General features: G+C 68.6%; 14 protein-coding genes. 9 read left to right on the top strand and 5 right to left on the bottom strand.

The features are described from left to right. Positions 1-193: 193 nt before the first annotated feature. The 4 genes from IPN02_13330 (at position 194) to IPN02_13315 (ending at position 6,067) form a co-directional block, all read left to right on the top strand. Entirely contained in the window at positions 194-2,011 is a 1,818-nt protein-coding gene (locus IPN02_13330; protein ID MBK9297785.1) for a DUF222 domain-containing protein, read from the top strand. Between the two features lie 217 nt (positions 2,012-2,228). Then, positions 2,229-2,990: a carbon-nitrogen family hydrolase gene (locus IPN02_13325; protein MBK9297784.1), complete on the top strand. Its 762-nt coding sequence runs from the start codon at positions 2,229-2,231 to the stop codon at positions 2,988-2,990. A gap of 234 nt (positions 2,991-3,224) precedes the next feature. Next, the gene (locus IPN02_13320) at positions 3,225-3,890 is read left to right on the top strand and encodes a response regulator transcription factor (GenBank protein MBK9297783.1); all 666 of its coding nucleotides are present in this window, start codon (positions 3,225-3,227) and stop codon (positions 3,888-3,890) included. A 23-nt stretch (positions 3,891-3,913) separates the two neighbouring features. Beyond that, the gene (locus IPN02_13315; protein ID MBK9297782.1) at positions 3,914-6,067 is read left to right on the top strand and encodes a hypothetical protein; all 2,154 of its coding nucleotides are present in this window, start codon (positions 3,914-3,916) and stop codon (positions 6,065-6,067) included. Positions 6,068-6,083: 16 nt separating this feature from the next. On the opposite strand, the gene IPN02_13310 is transcribed toward IPN02_13315, so the two are convergent. Both IPN02_13310 and IPN02_13305 read right to left on the bottom strand, forming a co-directional pair. After that, complete coding sequence (locus IPN02_13310) at positions 6,084-8,549, bottom strand: xanthine dehydrogenase family protein molybdopterin-binding subunit (GenBank protein MBK9297781.1); 2,466 nt, start codon at positions 8,547-8,549, stop codon at positions 6,084-6,086. 28 nt (positions 8,550-8,577) lie between these two features. Next, the gene (locus IPN02_13305) at positions 8,578-9,795 is read right to left on the bottom strand and encodes a YncE family protein (GenBank protein MBK9297780.1); all 1,218 of its coding nucleotides are present in this window, start codon (positions 9,793-9,795) and stop codon (positions 8,578-8,580) included. Between the two features lie 77 nt (positions 9,796-9,872). Between IPN02_13305 and IPN02_13300 the strand changes: the two genes are divergently transcribed. The 5 genes from IPN02_13300 to IPN02_13280 all read left to right on the top strand — a co-directional run bounded on the left by IPN02_13300 (position 9,873) and on the right by IPN02_13280 (position 15,214). Then, on the top strand, positions 9,873-10,973 hold the full coding sequence (locus IPN02_13300; GenBank protein MBK9297779.1) for an undecaprenyl-diphosphate phosphatase: 1,101 nt from the start codon (positions 9,873-9,875) through the stop codon (positions 10,971-10,973). A gap of 25 nt (positions 10,974-10,998) precedes the next feature. Beyond that, positions 10,999-12,189, top strand: coding sequence for an ABC transporter ATP-binding protein (locus IPN02_13295; GenBank protein ID MBK9297778.1), 1,191 nt, complete (start codon positions 10,999-11,001; stop codon positions 12,187-12,189). 6 nt (positions 12,190-12,195) lie between these two features. Beyond that, positions 12,196-13,200, top strand: coding sequence for an aldo/keto reductase family protein (locus IPN02_13290; GenBank protein ID MBK9297777.1), 1,005 nt, complete (start codon positions 12,196-12,198; stop codon positions 13,198-13,200). Positions 13,201-13,227: 27 nt separating this feature from the next. Then, positions 13,228-14,292, top strand: coding sequence for a CPBP family intramembrane metalloprotease (locus IPN02_13285; GenBank protein ID MBK9297776.1), 1,065 nt, complete (start codon positions 13,228-13,230; stop codon positions 14,290-14,292). A 94-nt stretch (positions 14,293-14,386) separates the two neighbouring features. Continuing rightward, the gene (locus IPN02_13280; GenBank protein ID MBK9297775.1) at positions 14,387-15,214 is read left to right on the top strand and encodes a PhzF family phenazine biosynthesis protein; all 828 of its coding nucleotides are present in this window, start codon (positions 14,387-14,389) and stop codon (positions 15,212-15,214) included. On the opposite strand, the gene IPN02_13275 is transcribed toward IPN02_13280, so the two are convergent. The 3 genes from IPN02_13275 to IPN02_13265 form a co-directional block, all read right to left on the bottom strand. After that, entirely contained in the window at positions 15,211-16,002 is a 792-nt protein-coding gene (locus IPN02_13275) for an ABC transporter permease (protein ID MBK9297774.1), read from the bottom strand. The two genes, IPN02_13280 and IPN02_13275, sit on opposite strands and share 4 nt — an antisense overlap. Further along, a complete protein-coding gene (locus IPN02_13270) occupies positions 15,999-17,264 on the bottom strand; it encodes a betaine/proline/choline family ABC transporter ATP-binding protein (protein MBK9297773.1) in 1,266 nt (421 codons plus the stop codon). The genes IPN02_13275 and IPN02_13270 overlap by 4 nt, the downstream gene beginning before the upstream one ends. Before the next feature lie 64 nt (positions 17,265-17,328). After that, positions 17,329-17,994, bottom strand: a complete 666-nt coding sequence (locus IPN02_13265; protein ID MBK9297772.1) for an ABC transporter permease — start codon at positions 17,992-17,994, stop codon at positions 17,329-17,331. Positions 17,995-18,024 lie beyond the last annotated feature (30 nt).

The following is an 18,024-nucleotide window of genomic DNA, read 5'->3' as shown; positions in this document are numbered from 1 at the left end:
TCCGGGTCCGCTGGATCAAAAACGGTGACCCGAGTCGGGTCGAATCGGTCAATCCTTTGTCGGATACGCCGGTCGTCCGCCAGGTTCAGCGGTGGCGGTGCTGCCCCGGCCAATGTCGGGTAGCGACGATGTGGTCTTCAATGTGTCGCGGCTTCGGGCGTTGAGTTCGCTGGAGTGTTGCGGGAGGTGAAACATGAACTGTTTGTGCGGAGGGTTGTCGATCGGCACGAAGGTGTCGGCGATGGACGCAGCAGGGTTGGATGCCGAGGTCGAAGCATTGGCCAGGGTGAATTCGATGGTGATCGCCCGCCGATCGCTGGTGATCGCCGAGTTGGCCCGCCGTCACGGCGATGTGGCCGAGCGATTGCGGAACTCGGGCAATATGTCATCACGTCAGGCCCGCAAGGCATCCAAGACCGCCAGCGGGCTGGACCGGCTGCCCAAAACTCGCAAAGCGCTTGAACGCGGTGAAATCGGCGCCGAGCAGGCTGAACAGATGGCGTCCAGGATGGACAAGCCTGAGCTGGCCCGCAACGTCCGAGACAACGAGGACGCGTTGTTGGAGAAGGCCAAGGCCCAGAACGCCGATGACTTCGCTCGCACGATGCGTCAGGAAGACATCGACGGATCACCCGACGGCGGCAAGACCCACGAGCAGCGCCAGCGCCAGGGCCGCAAAGCGTCGATGTGGGTCGACGACGACACGGGCATGCACCACCTGTTCGCCCAGTTCGACCCGGTCACCGGCGCCCGTATCTCCACCCAGTTGGCGGCGATGACCGACCAACTCTGGCGGGCCGAGCACCTGTCCGGCGCCCTCCGGCACAATAAGCGGATGGTCGCCCAACGCCGCGCCGATGCCCTTGAATCGCTCATCTGTCGTCCCTCCACCAGCGGTAGCGGCAGGCAAACAGGCATGGCCGGCGGTTCCACCGACACGGACGACACCGACGACACCGACGACACCGACGACACCGACGACACCGACGACACCGACGACACCGACACCGACGACACCGACGACACCGACGACACCGACGACACCGACGACACCGACGACACCGACGACACGGACGACACGGACGACACCTCGGTTTGCCAACCGGAACGTCCCGCCGCCTCGGCTTCTGGCACCGCGGCGGTGGGCCACGCGGGCGGTCCGCCGTCAGAGGCCGATGGTGATACGACAGCCGGTCAATCAAGCTTCAACTTCGACTCAAACTGGCCCAGCGACGATCCGATCGCAGCCACCCGCTCCGGGTCCACCCCGCCGCCGCATCCCCGTCGACACCGTCGGAGCGACCCAACCACCGACCCGACGTCCGGGAATGGCAACCAAACACGACCCTGCCCGACACCAGGAACCGGATCCGCTCCAGTTCCAGCGCCGGCCCCCACTCCGCCGGACCCCATTCCGCCGGCGCCGAACCCGACCCAGCTGATGGTGATCGCCAACCTCGACGCGCTTCGCCAGCACTTGGTCGGTGGATCGCTACCCGACGGAACCCCGCTGTCGGCCGAAGCGGTCGCCACGCTGGCCTGCGACGCCGAAGTGCTCCCCGCCATCTTCGACACGACCGGCCAACCGCTGTGGCTCGGGCGAAGTCAACGCCTCGCCACCTCCGCGCAACGAGCCGCTGTCACCGCGCGCGACCGCGGCTGCATCGTCTGCGGCACGGCAGCCGAATGGTGCCAAGTGCACCACATCAACTGGTGGTCCCAGGGCGGAAAAACCGACCTCGACAACCTCTGCCTCCTGTGCTCCAAGCACCACCACCGGGTCCACGAACACGGCCTCACGATCTCGACAACCCCCGAAGGATTCAAGGTCCAACCAAGGTCGATCCGGCCAGTACCAATCCAACCCAGCCGTTCGGGCGAACCGGACGGTGTGGGTCAGCCCAGCCCGTCGGGTGGCGACCCGCCAGCAACCCAGTCGCCAGCGACCCCGGCCAGACCCTCACGTCCAAGCGCTGCCCAACGGCGTGGCAGGCCGCCCGCTGCCGCCTGATCGTGTGCACGACGGTCGCATCGCCCGTCATCGCGTCCCACCCAAGAAGGACCCTCCGGTCACTGGGCGACGATGAGGTCATCCCCACCCCTGGTTGCATCTCACCCGAATGGCACGCCGCACCCGCAGGCAGAGATGGCGCGCCGGTGGGAACGCCGAACCGGCGAGCACGGTGCACCGGTAGGCGTGTCGGCCGGGTGGACGCCACACTGGGGTGATGCTGATCGCCGCCGTGCAACACGACATCGTTTGGGAAGATGCTGCCGCCACCCGAAAGACGTTGGAGCCACGGCTGAGCTTTGCAGCCGCCGGAGGCGCCCGGCTGGTCGTGTTGACCGAGATGTTCGCCACCGGGTTCAGCCTGGATGCCGAGGCGGTGGTCGAGGCTCCCGACGGGCCGAGCGTCGCCTGGATGCACGACCAGGCGACGACCCTGGGATGTTGGATCGCCGGATCCCTGCCGATCGATACCAGCACCGGCCGGCCCCGCAACCGGCTGGTGGTGGCCGGCCCCGACGGGACGGAGACTACCTACGACAAGCGCCACCCCTTCAGCTTCGGCAGGGAACCCGATGTGTACGACCCCGGCGACGACCTGGCCACGGTCGAGATCGACGGCATGGTCTGGGGCCTCACCGTCTGTTACGACCTTCGCTTCAGCTACGACTACTGGAGCCGGGCTACCGAGGTGGACGGATACCTGGTGGTGGCCAACTGGCCTCGTCCTCGCCGCGAGCACTGGCGGGCGCTGCTGCGGGCTCGAGCGGTGGAGAACCTGGCCTATGTGGTGGGGGTGAACCGGGTGGGCACCGACGGCAACCAGCTGGACTATGCCGGCGACTCGGCGGTGATCAGCCCGAACGGCGAGGTGCTGGCCGAGGCTTCCGAACGCCAAGCCGTGCTGCTGGTCGACATCGATCCGGGGGCCACAGCGGCCACGCGAGAGCGGTTCGGTTTCCTGGCCGACCGACGCGACTAGCTCCGGATCGCCCACCAGAAGAGCTGCTCAAACGCAGGCTCCAGATCGGCGCTACGAAGGCGGTGGCGCTGCCACCCGAGGCGACCGACCAAGCGCTGCAGGCGGAACGACTGCGCATCATCCGGTGAACTCTGGCCGGATAGCGATTCCGTCACATGGCATGAGATTGGAACTGCATGAGTTTCAAGGGGGTGACCGGCTGCGATCGCGCTACCATCCGGTCGGGAGGGCAGGATGACCGCAAGGATTGACAACACCCACGTTTCCGGCGGGTCGGGGGCCACGGCGCCGGTGCGGGTGATCGCCGTCGACGACCATCCGCTGACGCGGCGGGGCGTCGCCGAGGAACTCGGCGAGGACGCGCGCCTGGAGGTGCTCGGCACTTTTCCATCGTTTGGAGCGGTGCCGCTGCCTCTGCGGACGCCCTCACAGGTCAAGGTGGCGGTGATCGACCTGGCGGTTCGCCACGAGACCCGGGGGGTCGAGAGCGTTGCCCTGGTCTCCAGCTGGGGCATTCCGTCGGTCGTCTACACGATGCACGGTTCGGCGATCATCCGCGATGAGGCGTTGCGGGCAGGAGCGTTGGGCTTCGTGTCCAAGTCGGCCGCCGGCGGCGAGTTGGTCACCGCCGTGCTCGAAGCGGCCGCCGGCCGCACCTACGAGGCCGGCGTGGAGTACCTGCCCGGCGGCGAGGAGCTGACCGACCTCGAGCGGCGGGTCTTGCACGAGATTCCCAGCGGTGCAACCAGCAAGGAGATCGCACTGCGGGTCGGGCTTGCCGGCGGCACGGTGGACAACGTCATCAGCTCGATCATCGCCAAGCTCGACCTCAAGGGCAAGAAGCGCTCGGCGCTGGCCTCGTGGGCGGTCGAGCACGGCCTCGGTCCCAGCGAGTCCTAGCGGCGTCGAGCGGCGTCTCCCTCGTGTCCACCGATCCATCGGCCGCCGACCCCACGGCGGTGACCGCTGCCTCGTCGATGGAGCAGCGGTGGGGTGACGCTCTGTGGGAGGGCTACCTGCTCCTGCGCGTGAGCCAGGTGGCGAACGCCGCATTCGTCACCATGGACCCGCAGCGGGGGCCCCGGAGCCGTGCGCTCGGGTGGCTGGCGACGGCGATCGCCGGTGGTGCCACCGCCTGGGAATGGCGCCGACGTCAGGGACGAGATTCGTCGGTCGACGATCCGGTGATGGCGGCCGAGGTGATCGGCACCTCGGCTGCTCTGATGGCGCTTTCCCCCCACATCGTCCGTGCTGCCGACCGCGACCGTGGCGACGACTGGTTCGGGCTCTGGACCTGGTGGGGGAACGCCGCGCTGGCGCTGGCGCTGCCGAACCGACCGGAGCCGGCGATGCTTGCTCACCTCCTCCCCCAGGTCGATGCCTGGCGCCATCAGCGGTCCTGGCTGCCAAGCGACATCGCCAGTCGCAACGTCTTGAACTCGATCGGGGTGGGGCTGGGCTCACGCTGGGCCGTCCACAAGGTCACTCAGGCCGGTGCCCAGGCCGATCGTGCCAGCACCCGGTTGATGAGCGAACAGGCGCGGCTGCTGGCCGATCGGGCGCGGCGCGAGCTGCGCGAACGGCGCCTGCGGGACACGGTCGACTCGCTCAACAACATCGAGGGCCACCTGCGCGAGGACCGCATCGACGCGGCCCTGGCCTGTTCGTCCGCCACCTACGAGCCCCTCCGCGCCTGGTTGGCGGGTGCGGAGGACGACGAAACAGCGTCGCCCGCCGCTGCGGCGGCAGACCACGCTTCCGAGATGACCCGCCTGATCGAGCGCACCGAGCAGGGCCTGACCTTCGGCGACATCGCCGTCGTGGGGGCCACGCTGATCAGCACGCTTCTCGTGACCACATCGAGGTTCGACCGCCAGCAGCGGCGCGGCTGGGTGGTCGCCGGGCTCACGTCGTCGACGATCTACACCGCAGCGGTCACCTTGGGGCGGCTCGGCCTTCGGGGACGCCCGGGGTCCGACTCCCATCCCGCCTTCTTGGATCGCACGTGGAGCCGCCGGGCCGACACCCTCTTCGCTGTGCTGCTCATCGCCTTCGAGTGCGCCTCGAGCGACCGCAACGTCGCCGGCACCTGGGCGGCGGGCCAAACCCAGGTACACATCGCCGTGGCGGCCACCCGAATTGCCGAGTTTCCCAAGCTGCTCAGGGCGTGGGGAATCATCGGTGCCGCCATGTTTCTCGGCGACCGGTATTTCTCGCCGGCGGCGCGAACGCACCGGTTTCGGTGGCAGGTCGACTGGATCAACGGAATGGCGGCGGGAATGGCGTTGCGACGCTCCCACACCGCCGTGTTCAACTCGCTCGATCAGCTGGAACGGCACGCCAACGAGACGATCGCCACGGTCGCCAAGCAGGTGGCCGAGGCCGAGACGGTCGCCGCTCAGGACGCCGTGCACGACACGGCCTGCCAGTCGCTGCGCTACCTGTTGACCCACCCTGACGAGGACCCGAGCCGCCTGGCCCAGATCATCGCAGCGACGACCGAGGCGCTGGAGACCGAACTGTCCGGTGGCGAACACGACGAGTCCGGGGCACTCGCCGACGCCCTCGCCGCGTGCGCCGCTGGCTACGAACTGCTCGGGCTGTCGCCGGTCGTCGAGTCGACAGGGGATCGACCCGTCGGCGGGGAGGTGATGGAGGTGCTGGTCCAGGTCGCCAACCAAGGCCTGGCCAACGCGCTCGCCCACAGCGACGACACCGCACCGCTCATCCGGCTGGACCTCGACGACCGGTACGTTCGACTGACCGTCTGCAATCGGGCCGATGTGCCCTTTCGAGGCATCCCCGACCGCGCCGAGGCGGACGCGGTCGACCCGCTCGACGATCGGTTTGATCCCGCCCTGCCCGAAACCTCGCCGACACCTGCCGAAGCCGGGCCTGCCGAGCTTCCTTCCGGGGGCTTCGGGCTGGCGTCGGCGCGACGGGCGGTCACCGAGCTGGGCGGCACGCTGGGCTGGGGCGAGCATCCGACGCGCACCGAGTTGATCGTCGAGCTGTCGCTGACACTCGACGGCGCGCCGGCCAGCGCATCGGGCAACGAACCATCACCCCGCCGGTGAGGGCGCCCAGCGTCGCTCAGCCAGCTGGTCCCAGCGCCGCAGCTTCGAGCGCGCGCCAGATCCTCTCGGGGGTGATCGGCAGGTCGAGGTGGCGCACGCCCAGGTAGGCGAGCGCATCGACCACGGCGCTCTGAAGCGCCGGGGTGGCACCGATCGTGCCGGACTCACCGATGCCCTTGGCACCGAGTGGGTTGATCGGCGTTTCGGTCTGGGACTCGACCCGTTCGAAGCTGGGCAGCTCGGCCGCCGACGGCATCAGATAATCGCCCAGGGTGACCGTCAGCGGATTGCCGGCCTCGTCGTACACCATCTGTTCGAACAGCACCTGTGCCGCTCCCTGGGCAATGCCGCCGTGAACCTGTCCGTCGACCAGGGTGGGGTTGAGGATGCGGCCGGCGTCGTCGCAGGCAACGTGGCGCAGGTAGTCGACCTTCCCGGTCTCCGGGTCGATCTCGACCACTGCGACGTGGGCGCCGAAGGGAAAGGTGGCGGCGGCGGAGGGCAGGTCGGCCTCGCCCTGCAGCACCGACAGCACGCCGGTTGCGGGCTCGTCGGCCACCGCCGCCTGGGTCGAGCGCTCGGCAACATGGGTCGCAAGCTCAGGAACATGGGTCCCACGCTCCACCACATGGGTCGCAAGCTCCGCCACATGGGTCGCCAGCTCCGCCACATGGGTCGCAAGCTCCGCCACATGGGTCGCAAGCTCCGCCCACCCGACGCTCCTCGACGGGGTGCCGGCCACATGAAAGACGGCCCGGTCGAGGTCGAGCACGATGTCGCTCGGGGCGGCTTCCAAAACGTCGGCGGCGACCTCCCTCGCTCGGTCGACGAGCACGTCAGCGGCGGACAGCACCGCCGTGCCACCGACCTGTAGCGACTTCGAGCCGCCCGTACCACCGCCGCGCACCACGTCGTCTGTGTCGCCGTGGCGCACGGTGATCGCTTCGATCGGGATGCCGGTCTGGGCCGACGCGATCATGGCGAAGGCGGTGTGATGCCCCTGGCCGTGTGCCGACGACCCGGTGCGTACCAGCGCGCTGCCGTCCGGGTGCACCTCGATCGAACCGTGCTCGCCGCTGCGGAGGCCGTTGGTGACCTCGACGTAGGTCGACACGCCGATGCCGAGCAACGGGGCCTCACCCGCAGCGCGACGCCGCCGTTGTTCGGAGCGAAGCTCGGAGTACCCGGCGGCGGTCAGCGCCTTGTCGAGGGCTCCTGCGTACTCGCCCGAGTCGTAGGTGGCACCGGTCGGTGTGGTGAAGGGAAAAGGACCGGCGATCAGGTTCCTACGGCGCACCTCGACGGCATCCATGCCCAGTTCGGCGGCGAAACAATCCATCATGCGCTCAATCGCGGCGGTCGCCTCCGGCCGTCCGGCGCCCCGGTAGGCCTCGACGGGCACGGTGTTGGTCACCACCGAACTTGCCGACACCGACACCGACGCGATGTCGTAGGTGCCCGGCCCCATCAGCCTGGTCATGAACGGCAGCACGGCCCCGACCGACGGGTAGGCCCCGCTGTCCTGGATCACGTCGAGGCGATAGGCCAGCACCGTGCCGTCGCGACGCCCGCCGATCGTGGCGTGCTGCACCTGCGCCCGCCCATGGCCCAGCCCGAGCATCGACTCGGACCGGGTCTCCACCCACCGCACGGGGCGGTCGAGGCGCCGGGCCAGCTCGGCGGTGAGTCGCTCCTCGGGGTACAGCCCGTTCTTGGGGCCGAACCCGCCGCCGACGTCGGGGCAGATCACCCGCACCTGCGCCTGGTCGAGCCCGAACATGACGGCCAGACCGTCCCGCACACCGTGTGGGTTCTGGGTGGTCGACCAGTGGGTGAGACGACCGTCCCGCCAGCGCGATGCCGCCACCCGCACCTCGAGCGGCACCGGCGCCAGGCGCTGGTTGACGATGCGCTGGGACACGACGACCTCACAGCCATCGAACGGGTCACGGTCGCCGAGATCGGCGCTGTCGGGCGCGGCAATCGTCACGGCGGTGTTGGTGCCCACCTCGGGGTACAGCACCAGCTCATCGGTTGCGGCACGCTCGGCATCGACCACCGCCGCCAGCGGGTCGACCTCGACGATCACCCGCTCGGCGGCGTCGACCGCCTGGGCACGGGTCTCGGCCACCACCGCTGCAATCGGCTCGCCGACGAAGCGCACCCGGTCGGTGGCGAGCAGCGGCCGGGCCATCCCCGGCGGCGCCATGCCCAGCGCCGGTGCGAGCGGCGCAAGGTCGAGGTCGTCGGCGGTGATCACGGCGACCACCCCTGGAGCATCGAGCGCCTCGGACGGATCGACGTCGACCAGCTCGCCGTGGGCGACGCCCGAGCGCACAAATACGACGTGGGCGGCGCCAGTCAGCTCGAGGTTCTCCACAAAAGTGCCCTCGCCCCGCAGCAGCGAGTCGTCCTCAACGCGGTTCACCCGCGTGCCGAGGATGCTGCCACCCGCCGGTGGAATGCTGCCGGTCTGTTCCATTCTGACCCCCTCCCCGGACGTCCGCCTCTCAGGCGTCCTGGAACACCATCAGCGCTCCGACGTAGCAGGCCACCCACACCCGGCGGGTGGCCTTGTCGTAGGTGACGCCGATCGGGTGGTGCCTGGTGGGCAGCTCCTGCAGCTCGACCATGTCCGACGTCCGCACCTTCGACAACGTGTCGTCGGCGTAGTTCACCACGTACAGCGCCGTGCCGTCGTCGGAGAGCACCATCGACCGGGGCTGGTTGCCGGTGACCACCTCGCCGGTGACTTTGCGGGTGGCCGTGTCGATGCGCTTCACCTCGGCCTCCTCATTGAGCGTGACGAACAGCTGTTTGCCGTCCGGCGACAGGGCCACGCTGCGAGGCGCCTGGCCCACGTCCTTGATCCACTCGACCTCGAAGGTCGACAGATCGACGATGGCGATGTCGGAGGTGCCCATGGCGGTGACGTAAGCCACCGAGTCGTCGGGTGCGACGGCGATGCCCCTCGGGTAGCGACCGATGTCCACCCGTCGGGTCTCCTTGCCGGTCGCTGTGTCGACGATCGACAGGTCGTAACCACACCAGTTGGACACCAACAGGGTCGAATCGTCGTGGGTGATCGCGACGAACTTCGGCACCGGTCCCACCGGGATCACCTGATCGATCTCAAGGGTGTCGGTGGGGATCCGGTAGACGAAGCTGTCGTCGAAGCCCGACGGCGTGCACACGTCGGTGCCAGGGTTGTCCTGGCCCGGTCCGTACAGCTTGTACTGCGACACGTAGGCGGCCGACCCATCGGAGGTGAACACCGCCTCGACCGGTCCGCCCTTGAGTGCGGAGTTGCCGGGCAGGTCGAAGAAGGCCGGCACCACCTCGTCGTCGATCACCTTCACCTGTTCGAGGTCGCGGTTGTACACGGCCACGTTGTGGGCGTACATCATGTTCTGGGCGAAGAACAGGCCGCTGCCGGAGGCGACCACCGACTTGGGTCGAAGGGCAGGGTCGGTGATCGTGTCGACCAGGCTGAGCGTGCGTTGGGCAGCGGTCTTGCCATCGTCGGGCGCTGTCACCGGCGGAGCCGAGGTCGATGTCGAGGAGTCCGCCGACGCCTCGGCACGGCCGGTCGCCGCCTCCGCCGACCGCTCCGTGCTGACACGCCGCTCGGGGCCGGGGTCGGACAACACGCCAAAACCGATCACGCCGATGATCGTGGCGATCAGGATCCCGCCAAAGACTGCTGGGCCAGTGGCCGGCTGCGCCATCACACGACCCTACTCAGCGATCGCCAAGAACCCGGCACGCCTCGACGATGCCCGCCCACCGGTAGCGTAGGCACCCGATGATCTCCCCCCAGACCCTCCATCACCGGCCGCCGTCCACCCCCTCCGGGTCGGTCGCTCGCGCTGCGCTTCGGGCCGCCGCTGCGGCCGTCCTGATCATGGTGGTACTTCTGGTTGCGCCCAAGCCTTCGGGGGCGAGCGACACCACCGCCGATACCACCACCGACGCAACCGCAGCCGGGGAACAGATGACGGTTGGCAAGGCGGCGATCCTCGGCGTGGTCGAAGGCGTGACCGAGTATCTCCCGGTCTCCTCGACCGGCCACCTCTACGTCTCCCAGCAACTATTGGGTGTTGGCGACACCCAGGCGACCAAGGCTCCGGCGGACAGCTTCGCCATCGTGATCCAGGCGGGGGCCATCCTCGCCGTGCTCATCTTGTACCGCCGCCGAATCCTCTCGGTATTCCAGGGCGTCATCGGCCGCTCGGCAGAGGGCCGGACGGTTGGGATCGCGCTGGTCGTCGCCTTCCTTCCGGCTGCGATCATCGGTGTACTGGCCGAGGATGCGATCAAGTCCAAGCTGTTCGCCGGTTGGCCGATCGTCGTCGCCTGGGCGGTGGGTGGCGTCGCCATCCTGGTGCTGGCCGACCGCCTGCAGCACCGCCGGCCCTCCGACGCGGCAGATGCTGCGGTCGACGGGGCGGCCGGCGGTACCCAGTCGGCCGGCCGAGCCAACGTCATCGGCACGGCGCTCGAGGCGATCACCCCCCGCCAGGCCTTGATCATCGGCCTGGCCCAGGTTGTGGCGATGTGGCCGGGCACCAGCCGTTCGTTGGTGACGATCGTGGCCGCCGTGCTCGTTGGCCTCAGCGTGTCGGCCGCCGTCGAGTTCAGCTTTCTGCTCGGCCTCGGCACCCTGGGTGCAGCGACCGCCTACGAGGCCCTGAAGAACGGGTCGCTGCTCGTCGACTCCTACGGCGGCGCCGAGATCGTCATCGGGCTGGTCGTCGCGTTCATCACCGCTGCGGTGGCGATCACCTGGATGGTGCGTTGGCTGGAGCGGCGATCGCTGGCGATCTTCGGCTGGTACCGGCTGGCGATCGCCGGGGTGGGTGCCGTGCTGCTGCTGACCGGCACGATTACCTCCACCCCCGGATGATCGCCAAGCCGCCGGGCGGCAGGCCATGAGCGCGCCCGGCTCCCGGGCTTCGACTGCGACTGCGACCGCGACCGGGGTCACCATCACCGGGGTCGTGCGCCGATTCGGCGAAGCCCAGGTGCTGTCCCGGCTGAGCCTGAGCGTGGCACCGGGCGAGCTGATGGCGCTGCTCGGCCCCTCCGGGTCGGGCAAGACCACCCTGCTACGCCTGATCGCCGGCCTCGACCGTCCCGACGGGGGCACGATCGACCTGGGCGATCGGCGGGTGGCCGGCGGCTCGACGTTCGTCCCGGCCGAACGCCGCGGCGTGGGCCTGGTGTTTCAGGACTGGGCCCTGTTCCCTCACCTGTCTGTGGCCGCCAACGTCGGCTTCGGACTGCCCCGGCCCGAACGCCGGGCCTCACCCCGCATCGACACGGCGCTGGCCCGCGTGGGCATGGTCGGCTTTGGTGACCGGCGCCCCGACACCCTCTCGGGCGGTCAGCAGCAGCGGGTCGCCCTGGCCCGGGCGATGGCGCCCAGTCCCCGGGTGCTCTTGCTCGACGAGCCGTTCTCCAACCTGGACGCCGGGCTGCGGACCGACGTGCGAAGCGAGGTTCGACGAACGTTGCGCTCGATCGGGGTCACCGCCATCTTCGTCACCCACGACCGCGACGAGGCCTTCACCTTGGGCGACCGGGTGGCGATCGTCAACGAGGGAAGGATCGCCCAGGTCGGGACGCCCGAAGAGGTGTACGCCACGCCGAGCGATCGCTGGGTCGCCGGCTTTCTGGGCGACGCCAATTTCGTCCCGGGAACGATCGAGGCGGGCAGGCCGTCGGTGGCGGTGTCGCCTCTCGGCCCCCTGCCGATCCGCGGCATCGTCGGCCCGGGTCCGGTGAGCGTGCTCGTACGTCCGGAGGCGCTGACGATCCGATCGACGATCGACGGCCGTGCCGGCGGCAGCGGCGGGACCGACGACGGCGCCCTTGACGGAACCGACCCGGGTACCGGCTGGCGGGTCACCGAAGCGGAGTTCCTCGGACACTCGACGCTCACTCGGGTGACGCCGATCGGCGGTGCCGTCGCCGCCAGCGATGGTGAAGCGCTCACGCTGAGCATCCGCACGGGGGGTGCCCCGCCGGCCCGACCGGGCGAGGTGGTCGACGTGACCTACTCCGGCGGGCCTGCCGTCGCATGGGCGCCTGCGGAGGAGCCGCCCGGCCCCGTAGGGTGAACCGCCATGGAGCATCGATTTCTTGGTAATTCCGGCATGCGGGTGTCGGCGATCAGCTACGGCAACTGGTTGACCCACGGCTCGCAGATCGACGACGACGTCGCCATCGAGGCGGTCCATGCGGCCCTCGACGCCGGCATCACCACCTTCGATACCGCCGACGTCTACGCGGGCACCAAGGCCGAATCGGTCCTGGGCGAGGCCCTGCGGGGCGTGCAGCGCGAGTCGATCGAGCTGTTCACCAAGGTGTTCTGGCCCACCGGTCCGGGCGTCAACCAGCAAGGGCTGTCCCGCAAGCACATCATGGAATCGGTCGAGGGCTCGCTGCGCCGCCTGGGCACCGACCACATCGACCTGTACCAGGCCCATCGCTACGACCACCGCACCCCGCTCGAGGTGACGATGTCGGCGTTCGCCGACCTGGTCCACCAAGGCAAGGTCGCGTACCTGGGCGTGTCGGAGTGGACCGCCGACCAGATCCGCTCCGCCGCGGCGCTGGCCGACGAGCTCAAGGTGCCACTGGTGTCCAGCCAGCCGCAGTACTCGCTGTTGTGGCGGGTCATCGAGGCCGAGGTCGTCCCGACATGCGAGGAGCTGGGCATCAGCCAGATCGTCTGGTCGCCGCTGGCCCAGGGGGTGCTCACCGGAAAGTACCGCCCGGGCGAGGCGCCGCCCGAGGGCAGCCGGGCCACCGACGAGGCCGGTGGCAAGAACATGATCTCCCGGTGGATGAGCGACGACGTCCTCACCGCCGTGGCGAAGGTCTCGGCGCTGGCCGACGAGGCCGGTCTCTCGACCGCCGACCTGGCCCTGGCCTGGGTACTGCGCAACCCCAACGTCGCCTCGGCGATCGTGGGCGCGTCCAAGGCCGAGCAGGTCACCCGCAACGTGCAGGCGATCGACATCACCCTCGACGACGACCTGGTCGCCAAGGTCGAAGCGATCCTGCAACCGGTCACGACCACCGACCCGGGGAAAACGCTCAAGGATCAGCCCAAGGAACGTCTCTAAGGCGCCCGGTTGGTGAATGACCAGCGGGTGAGTCACCAACAACCGACCTCAACTCGGTCAACGGCCAGTGTCCTGGGCGACTACCTGCGGTTCTGGTCGGGCCGGGATTCGTTTCGTCCCCGTGCCACCCCGAGCACCGGATGGTTCCTGCCGCTGTGGGGCGTGTCGCTCGCCGTCGCCTACGCGTCGTCGATCGTCGTCACGATCGCAGTGGTCGCCTTCGGAAGTGACCCACCCGAAAACGCAATCGGCGACCTGGTTGAATCCGGTCCGGTGCTCAGCCTCATATTGACGGCTGTGGTGCTCGCCCCCCTGATCGAAGAAGTGGCCTTTCGGCTGCCGATGTCCTTGCGCCCATGGCACGTCGCCGGTGGGATCGGTGTTCTGTCGGTCATGTTCGTGCCCAGCCTGTTCGGTGTGTCACTCGGGCAGGCGATCGTTGGTGGAGACGACGAGGCGATCGCTGCGGTGGTCGAGGTGGCTCTGACGGTGGGCGTGATCTGCGTGCTCGGCCTGATCCTGCGCCGTCTGCTGCCACGCGAGCCCAGCGACGGCCCGGCACTCGTATCCACCCGGGTGCGCTTTGGGGTCATCGTCACCCTGACCGTGGTGTTCGCCGGTGCCCACCTGGGGAACTTCGCGGAGTTCACCTGGTTTCTTCCGGCGTTCATCCTGCCCCAGGTGTTGGTCGGCATGGTGCTCGCCTACGTGCGGGTCATCCGAAGCTGGTGGATGGGCGTCGCCATCCATGCGCTGAACAACGCTGTGGCGGTCGGCTTCGGGTTGCTGCCCCGCCTGGTCGGCCAGGACGGCGGGCAGGCAGTGGTGGGTGTCGCCATCGTGGGGTCGATCATCCTCCTCGGTGGTAGCTCGGCGATTGCGCTGGGCGTCAACGCCTACCTCACCTGGGAACGCAACCAGCACACCTTCCCCGGCGGCTACGCCGCGCCCACACACTCCCCCGGCGGCTACGCCGCGCCCGTGCCCCCCGCCGCAGGGGCGGCCGATCCCTGGCCCCACGGACGACCACCGCCGTGGCCGCCACCGTCCGGTCGCTCAACGGCCCCGGAGTCGACCGCCTTCGGCGACTAGCGACCACGCACCCCGCACCGGTACTGGGTGCCGTGACCGCTCCTGTGCCGTCGCATCCACCGATAACCCGACGCCGGCCTACAGAATCGTCGTCATGCCGACCACCCTCACGCTTATCGACGCATTCACCGCCTTGCCGTTCGCAGGCAACCAGGCGGCGGTCGCCGTGCTCGACCAGGAGCCGCCGAATGCCTGGATGCAGGCGGTCGCCGGCGAGCTACAACTGTCGGAGACCGCCTTTTGCTGGCCCGAGGATGACGCCCACCGCCTGCGCTGGTTCACCCCCGAGGTCGAGGTGGACCTGTGTGGGCACGCCACGCTGGCGGCGGCGGCAACGCTGTGGGCCGACGGCCACCTCCATCGCAACGAGGAGGCCACGTTTCTCACCCGTTCCGGGCCGCTGGTGTGCCGACGCATCGCATCGGGCGAGATCGACCTCGACCTTCCGGCGCATCAACCCGAACCGACGACGACCTCGCTGGAATGGGCGTCCCTCGGCCTGGCCGAGCACCCGAGCGAGATCCTCGCCGGACCCGGGGCCGGCGCCACGGGCTTCCTGATCGCTGTGCTCGACGATGCGGCTGCGGTCCGCTCCGCCCGCTTCGACCCGTCGGCGCTGGCGCGCTCCGAGGACCGTCCGCTGGTGCTCACCGCCCCAGGGGACGGCAACCTCGATGTCGTCAGCCGCGTGTTCGCTCCCAGCCTGGGCATCGCCGAGGACGCCGTGACCGGCTCGGCCCATGCACTGCTGGCGCCCTACTGGGCGCACCGGCTTGGCCGGGACACGTTGGCCTGCCACCAGGCGTCACAACGGGGTGGCGACCTGCGGGCGATCGTCACCGCCGATCGCGTCGTTCTGACCGGCCGGGCGGTCGTCATGGGCCACCTGATGCTCACCCAGGTAGCGTCGCCGCCGCTCTAGATGCCCTTGGGCTTCAGCTTGTACTGCGCCAGGGCGGCCAGCCAGTCGATGGTCAGCGCCAGCAGGCCGACCAGAGCGGCACCGACGAACAGCGCCGTGTTGCGCTGCAACTTCAGCCCCGAGTTGATCGTTTCGCCCAGGGCGCCACCACCGATGAACGTTGCCAGCGCAGCGGTACCCACGTTGATCACCAGCGCAGTGCGCACCCCGGCGAGGATGACCGGCACCGCTAGGGGCAGTTCGATGCGCGTCAGCACCTGGAACCCCGAGTACCCCATGCCCTTGCCCGCCTCCATGTAGGAGCGGTCGACCTGTTCGAGGCCCACCATCGTGTTGCGTAGTACCGGCAGGATGCCGAAGACGATCAGCGCGATGATCACGGTGCGCATGCCCGTGCCGATCCAGGCCGCAAACAGCACCAACAGGCCGTAAGCCGGAATGGCCTGCCCGGAGTTGGCGACCGTGAGGATCGGCCCGGAAAACTTCTTGAACCCCTCGCGGGTGATGAAGATGCCGAGCGGGATGGCGATCGAGATCACCAGCAGGGTCGACCAGAAGGTGATCTGCAGGTGCTGCCAGGTCTGGATGCGCAGGTTGGCAGGCGCGAGGATCTTCTTGGTGGTCACGTCCATGTCGGCGAACTGCCACACGGTGACCAGCAGGACCAACAACAATCCCATGGCGATCGGGGTGATGATCAGGTCGAAGTTCCACGTGCGGCCGGGCGCGTCAGACTCGACGTCGTCGGGCGACTGTGCCTCGGCCGCCGCTATGGCCAGATCGCTCATGAGGTGCCCTTCGCCGTGTCGCCGTTGCGGGCCGATGCATGCGTGGCCAGGTCTGCCGTCGGGTCGACAGTGGGTGCATCCACACCGGCGGCGGCCGCCCGTCGTGCTTCCGCCCGATAGACCGCCTGTTCGTCCCGGGCGGTGGCCTCGGTCTTGCGCACCATCTCGGCCAGGGCCTCCAGCGTGATGACGCCCCGGTAGGTGCCGTCGGTGTTGACGACCACCGCCGATCCGTAGGTGGAGCGAATCATCGATTCCAAAGCATCACGGAGCGTGTGGTCGGACTCGACCGCCACACGCACAGGTAACCCCGACTGCGCGATGGACGACTTGCCTCCCTCGACCGCCTCCCGGTCGAGCCAGCGGATCGGGCGCCGCTGCTCGTCGAGCAGCACCACCCAATCGTCGTCGGCCTGCTCGAGCGCCGCCAGCACCTTGGGGCGGTCGGCCGGCAGGCTGACCGTTGGGTACTGCGGGATGTCGAGGTCGCGCACCCGCTCGAGCGTCAGCCCCTTCAGCAGGGCACCCGAGCCGAGGAACTCCTTGACGAAGGCGTTGGCCGGGCTGGCCAGGATATTGGTGGGCGTATCCAGCTGGGCCACCTTGGACTGCTCCCGCAGAATGGCGATCTTGTCGCCCATCTTCACGGCCTCGTCGATGTCGTGGGTGACGAACACGATCGTCTTCTGCAGCTCGGCCTGCAACCGCAAAAACTCGTTCTGCAGACGATCCCGGGTGATCGGGTCGATGGCACCGAAGGGCTCATCCATCAGCAACACGTCGGGGTCGGCGGCCAGCGCCCGGGCGACGCCCACCCGCTGGGCCTGCCCGCCGGACAACTCCTTGGGATAGCGGCTGAGGTACTGCTCGGGGTCCATCCCCACCATGGTGAGCAGGTACTTGGCCCGCTCCTCTATGTCGGATTTGTTCCAGCCCAGCAGGCGGGGAACCGTTGCAATGTTCTGATAGATGTTGCGGTGTGGGAACAGACCGATCTGCTGGATGACGTAGCCCATCTGTCGGCGCAGCTGGTCGGGGTTGACGTTGGTGACGTCCTTACCCTCGAAGATGATCCGCCCGGCGGTCGGCTCGATCATGCGGTTGATCAGGCGCAGCGTGGTGCTCTTACCGCAGCCTGAGGGCCCGACGAGCACAAGGATCTCGCCCTTCTTGATCTCGAGGTCGAGGTCGGACACCGCCGGAGCTTTGCTGCCGGGGTAGGTCTTGGAGACCCCCTGCAACTGGATGAGCGTTTCGGACACGATGGTCTCCTGTGGATGCTATGCGAACTTCGGTGCGGGCGAACTGGGGAACGGGCGGTGGGCGCTAGCGGATGCCGCGGGGCGTGGTGGCGCGGCGGATGCCGACGAAGATGAGGTCGATCACAAGCGCCAGGGCGATCGTGCCGAGGGTGCCCACCCAAATCGCCTCGAGCGAGTTGGGCAGCCCCAGACGGCTGAGCCCCTTTTTGATGAAGTCGCCGAGACCGCCGCCGGCGATCAGCGTGGCGATGGCGGCGATGCCGGTGGTGAGCAGCGCCGAGACCCGGATGCCGGTGATGATCACCGGCCAGGCCAGGGGCAACTCCACCTTGAAAAGCCGTTCGGTGCTCGACAGGCCCATGCCCTTGGCCGACTCGAGCACGTCGGGGCTCACTCCGTTGAGCCCGGTCACCGTGTTGCGCATGATCGGCAGCAGCGCATAGAGCAACAGTGCGACGAAGGCGGGCTTGAAGCCAAGCCCCAGGATCGGGATGAAGAGGGTGAAGAGTGCCAGGGAGGGGAACGTGAGAAACACGCTGGCGATTCCCAACGCCACCTCCCTGGCCACCGGACGGTGCCTGACCGCCACCCCCAACGACACCGAGATGACGGTGGCGGAGATGGTGACCAACACGACGTAGGTGGCGTGTTGAATCAACGCCTCCGTGAAGCTGTCGTTGTCGAGTTGCTTCTGAAAGTACTCCCAGAAGCTCTGCAGGCTCTCAACCATCCGGTGCTGTTCTTCCTCTCGAGGTGAACG

The organism is Candidatus Microthrix subdominans, assembly GCA_016719385.1.
GTDB lineage: Bacteria > Actinomycetota > Acidimicrobiia > Acidimicrobiales > Microtrichaceae > Microthrix > Microthrix subdominans.
Note: the sequence above shows the minus strand (reverse complement) of the source record. Positions and strands in the feature narration are given on the sequence as shown.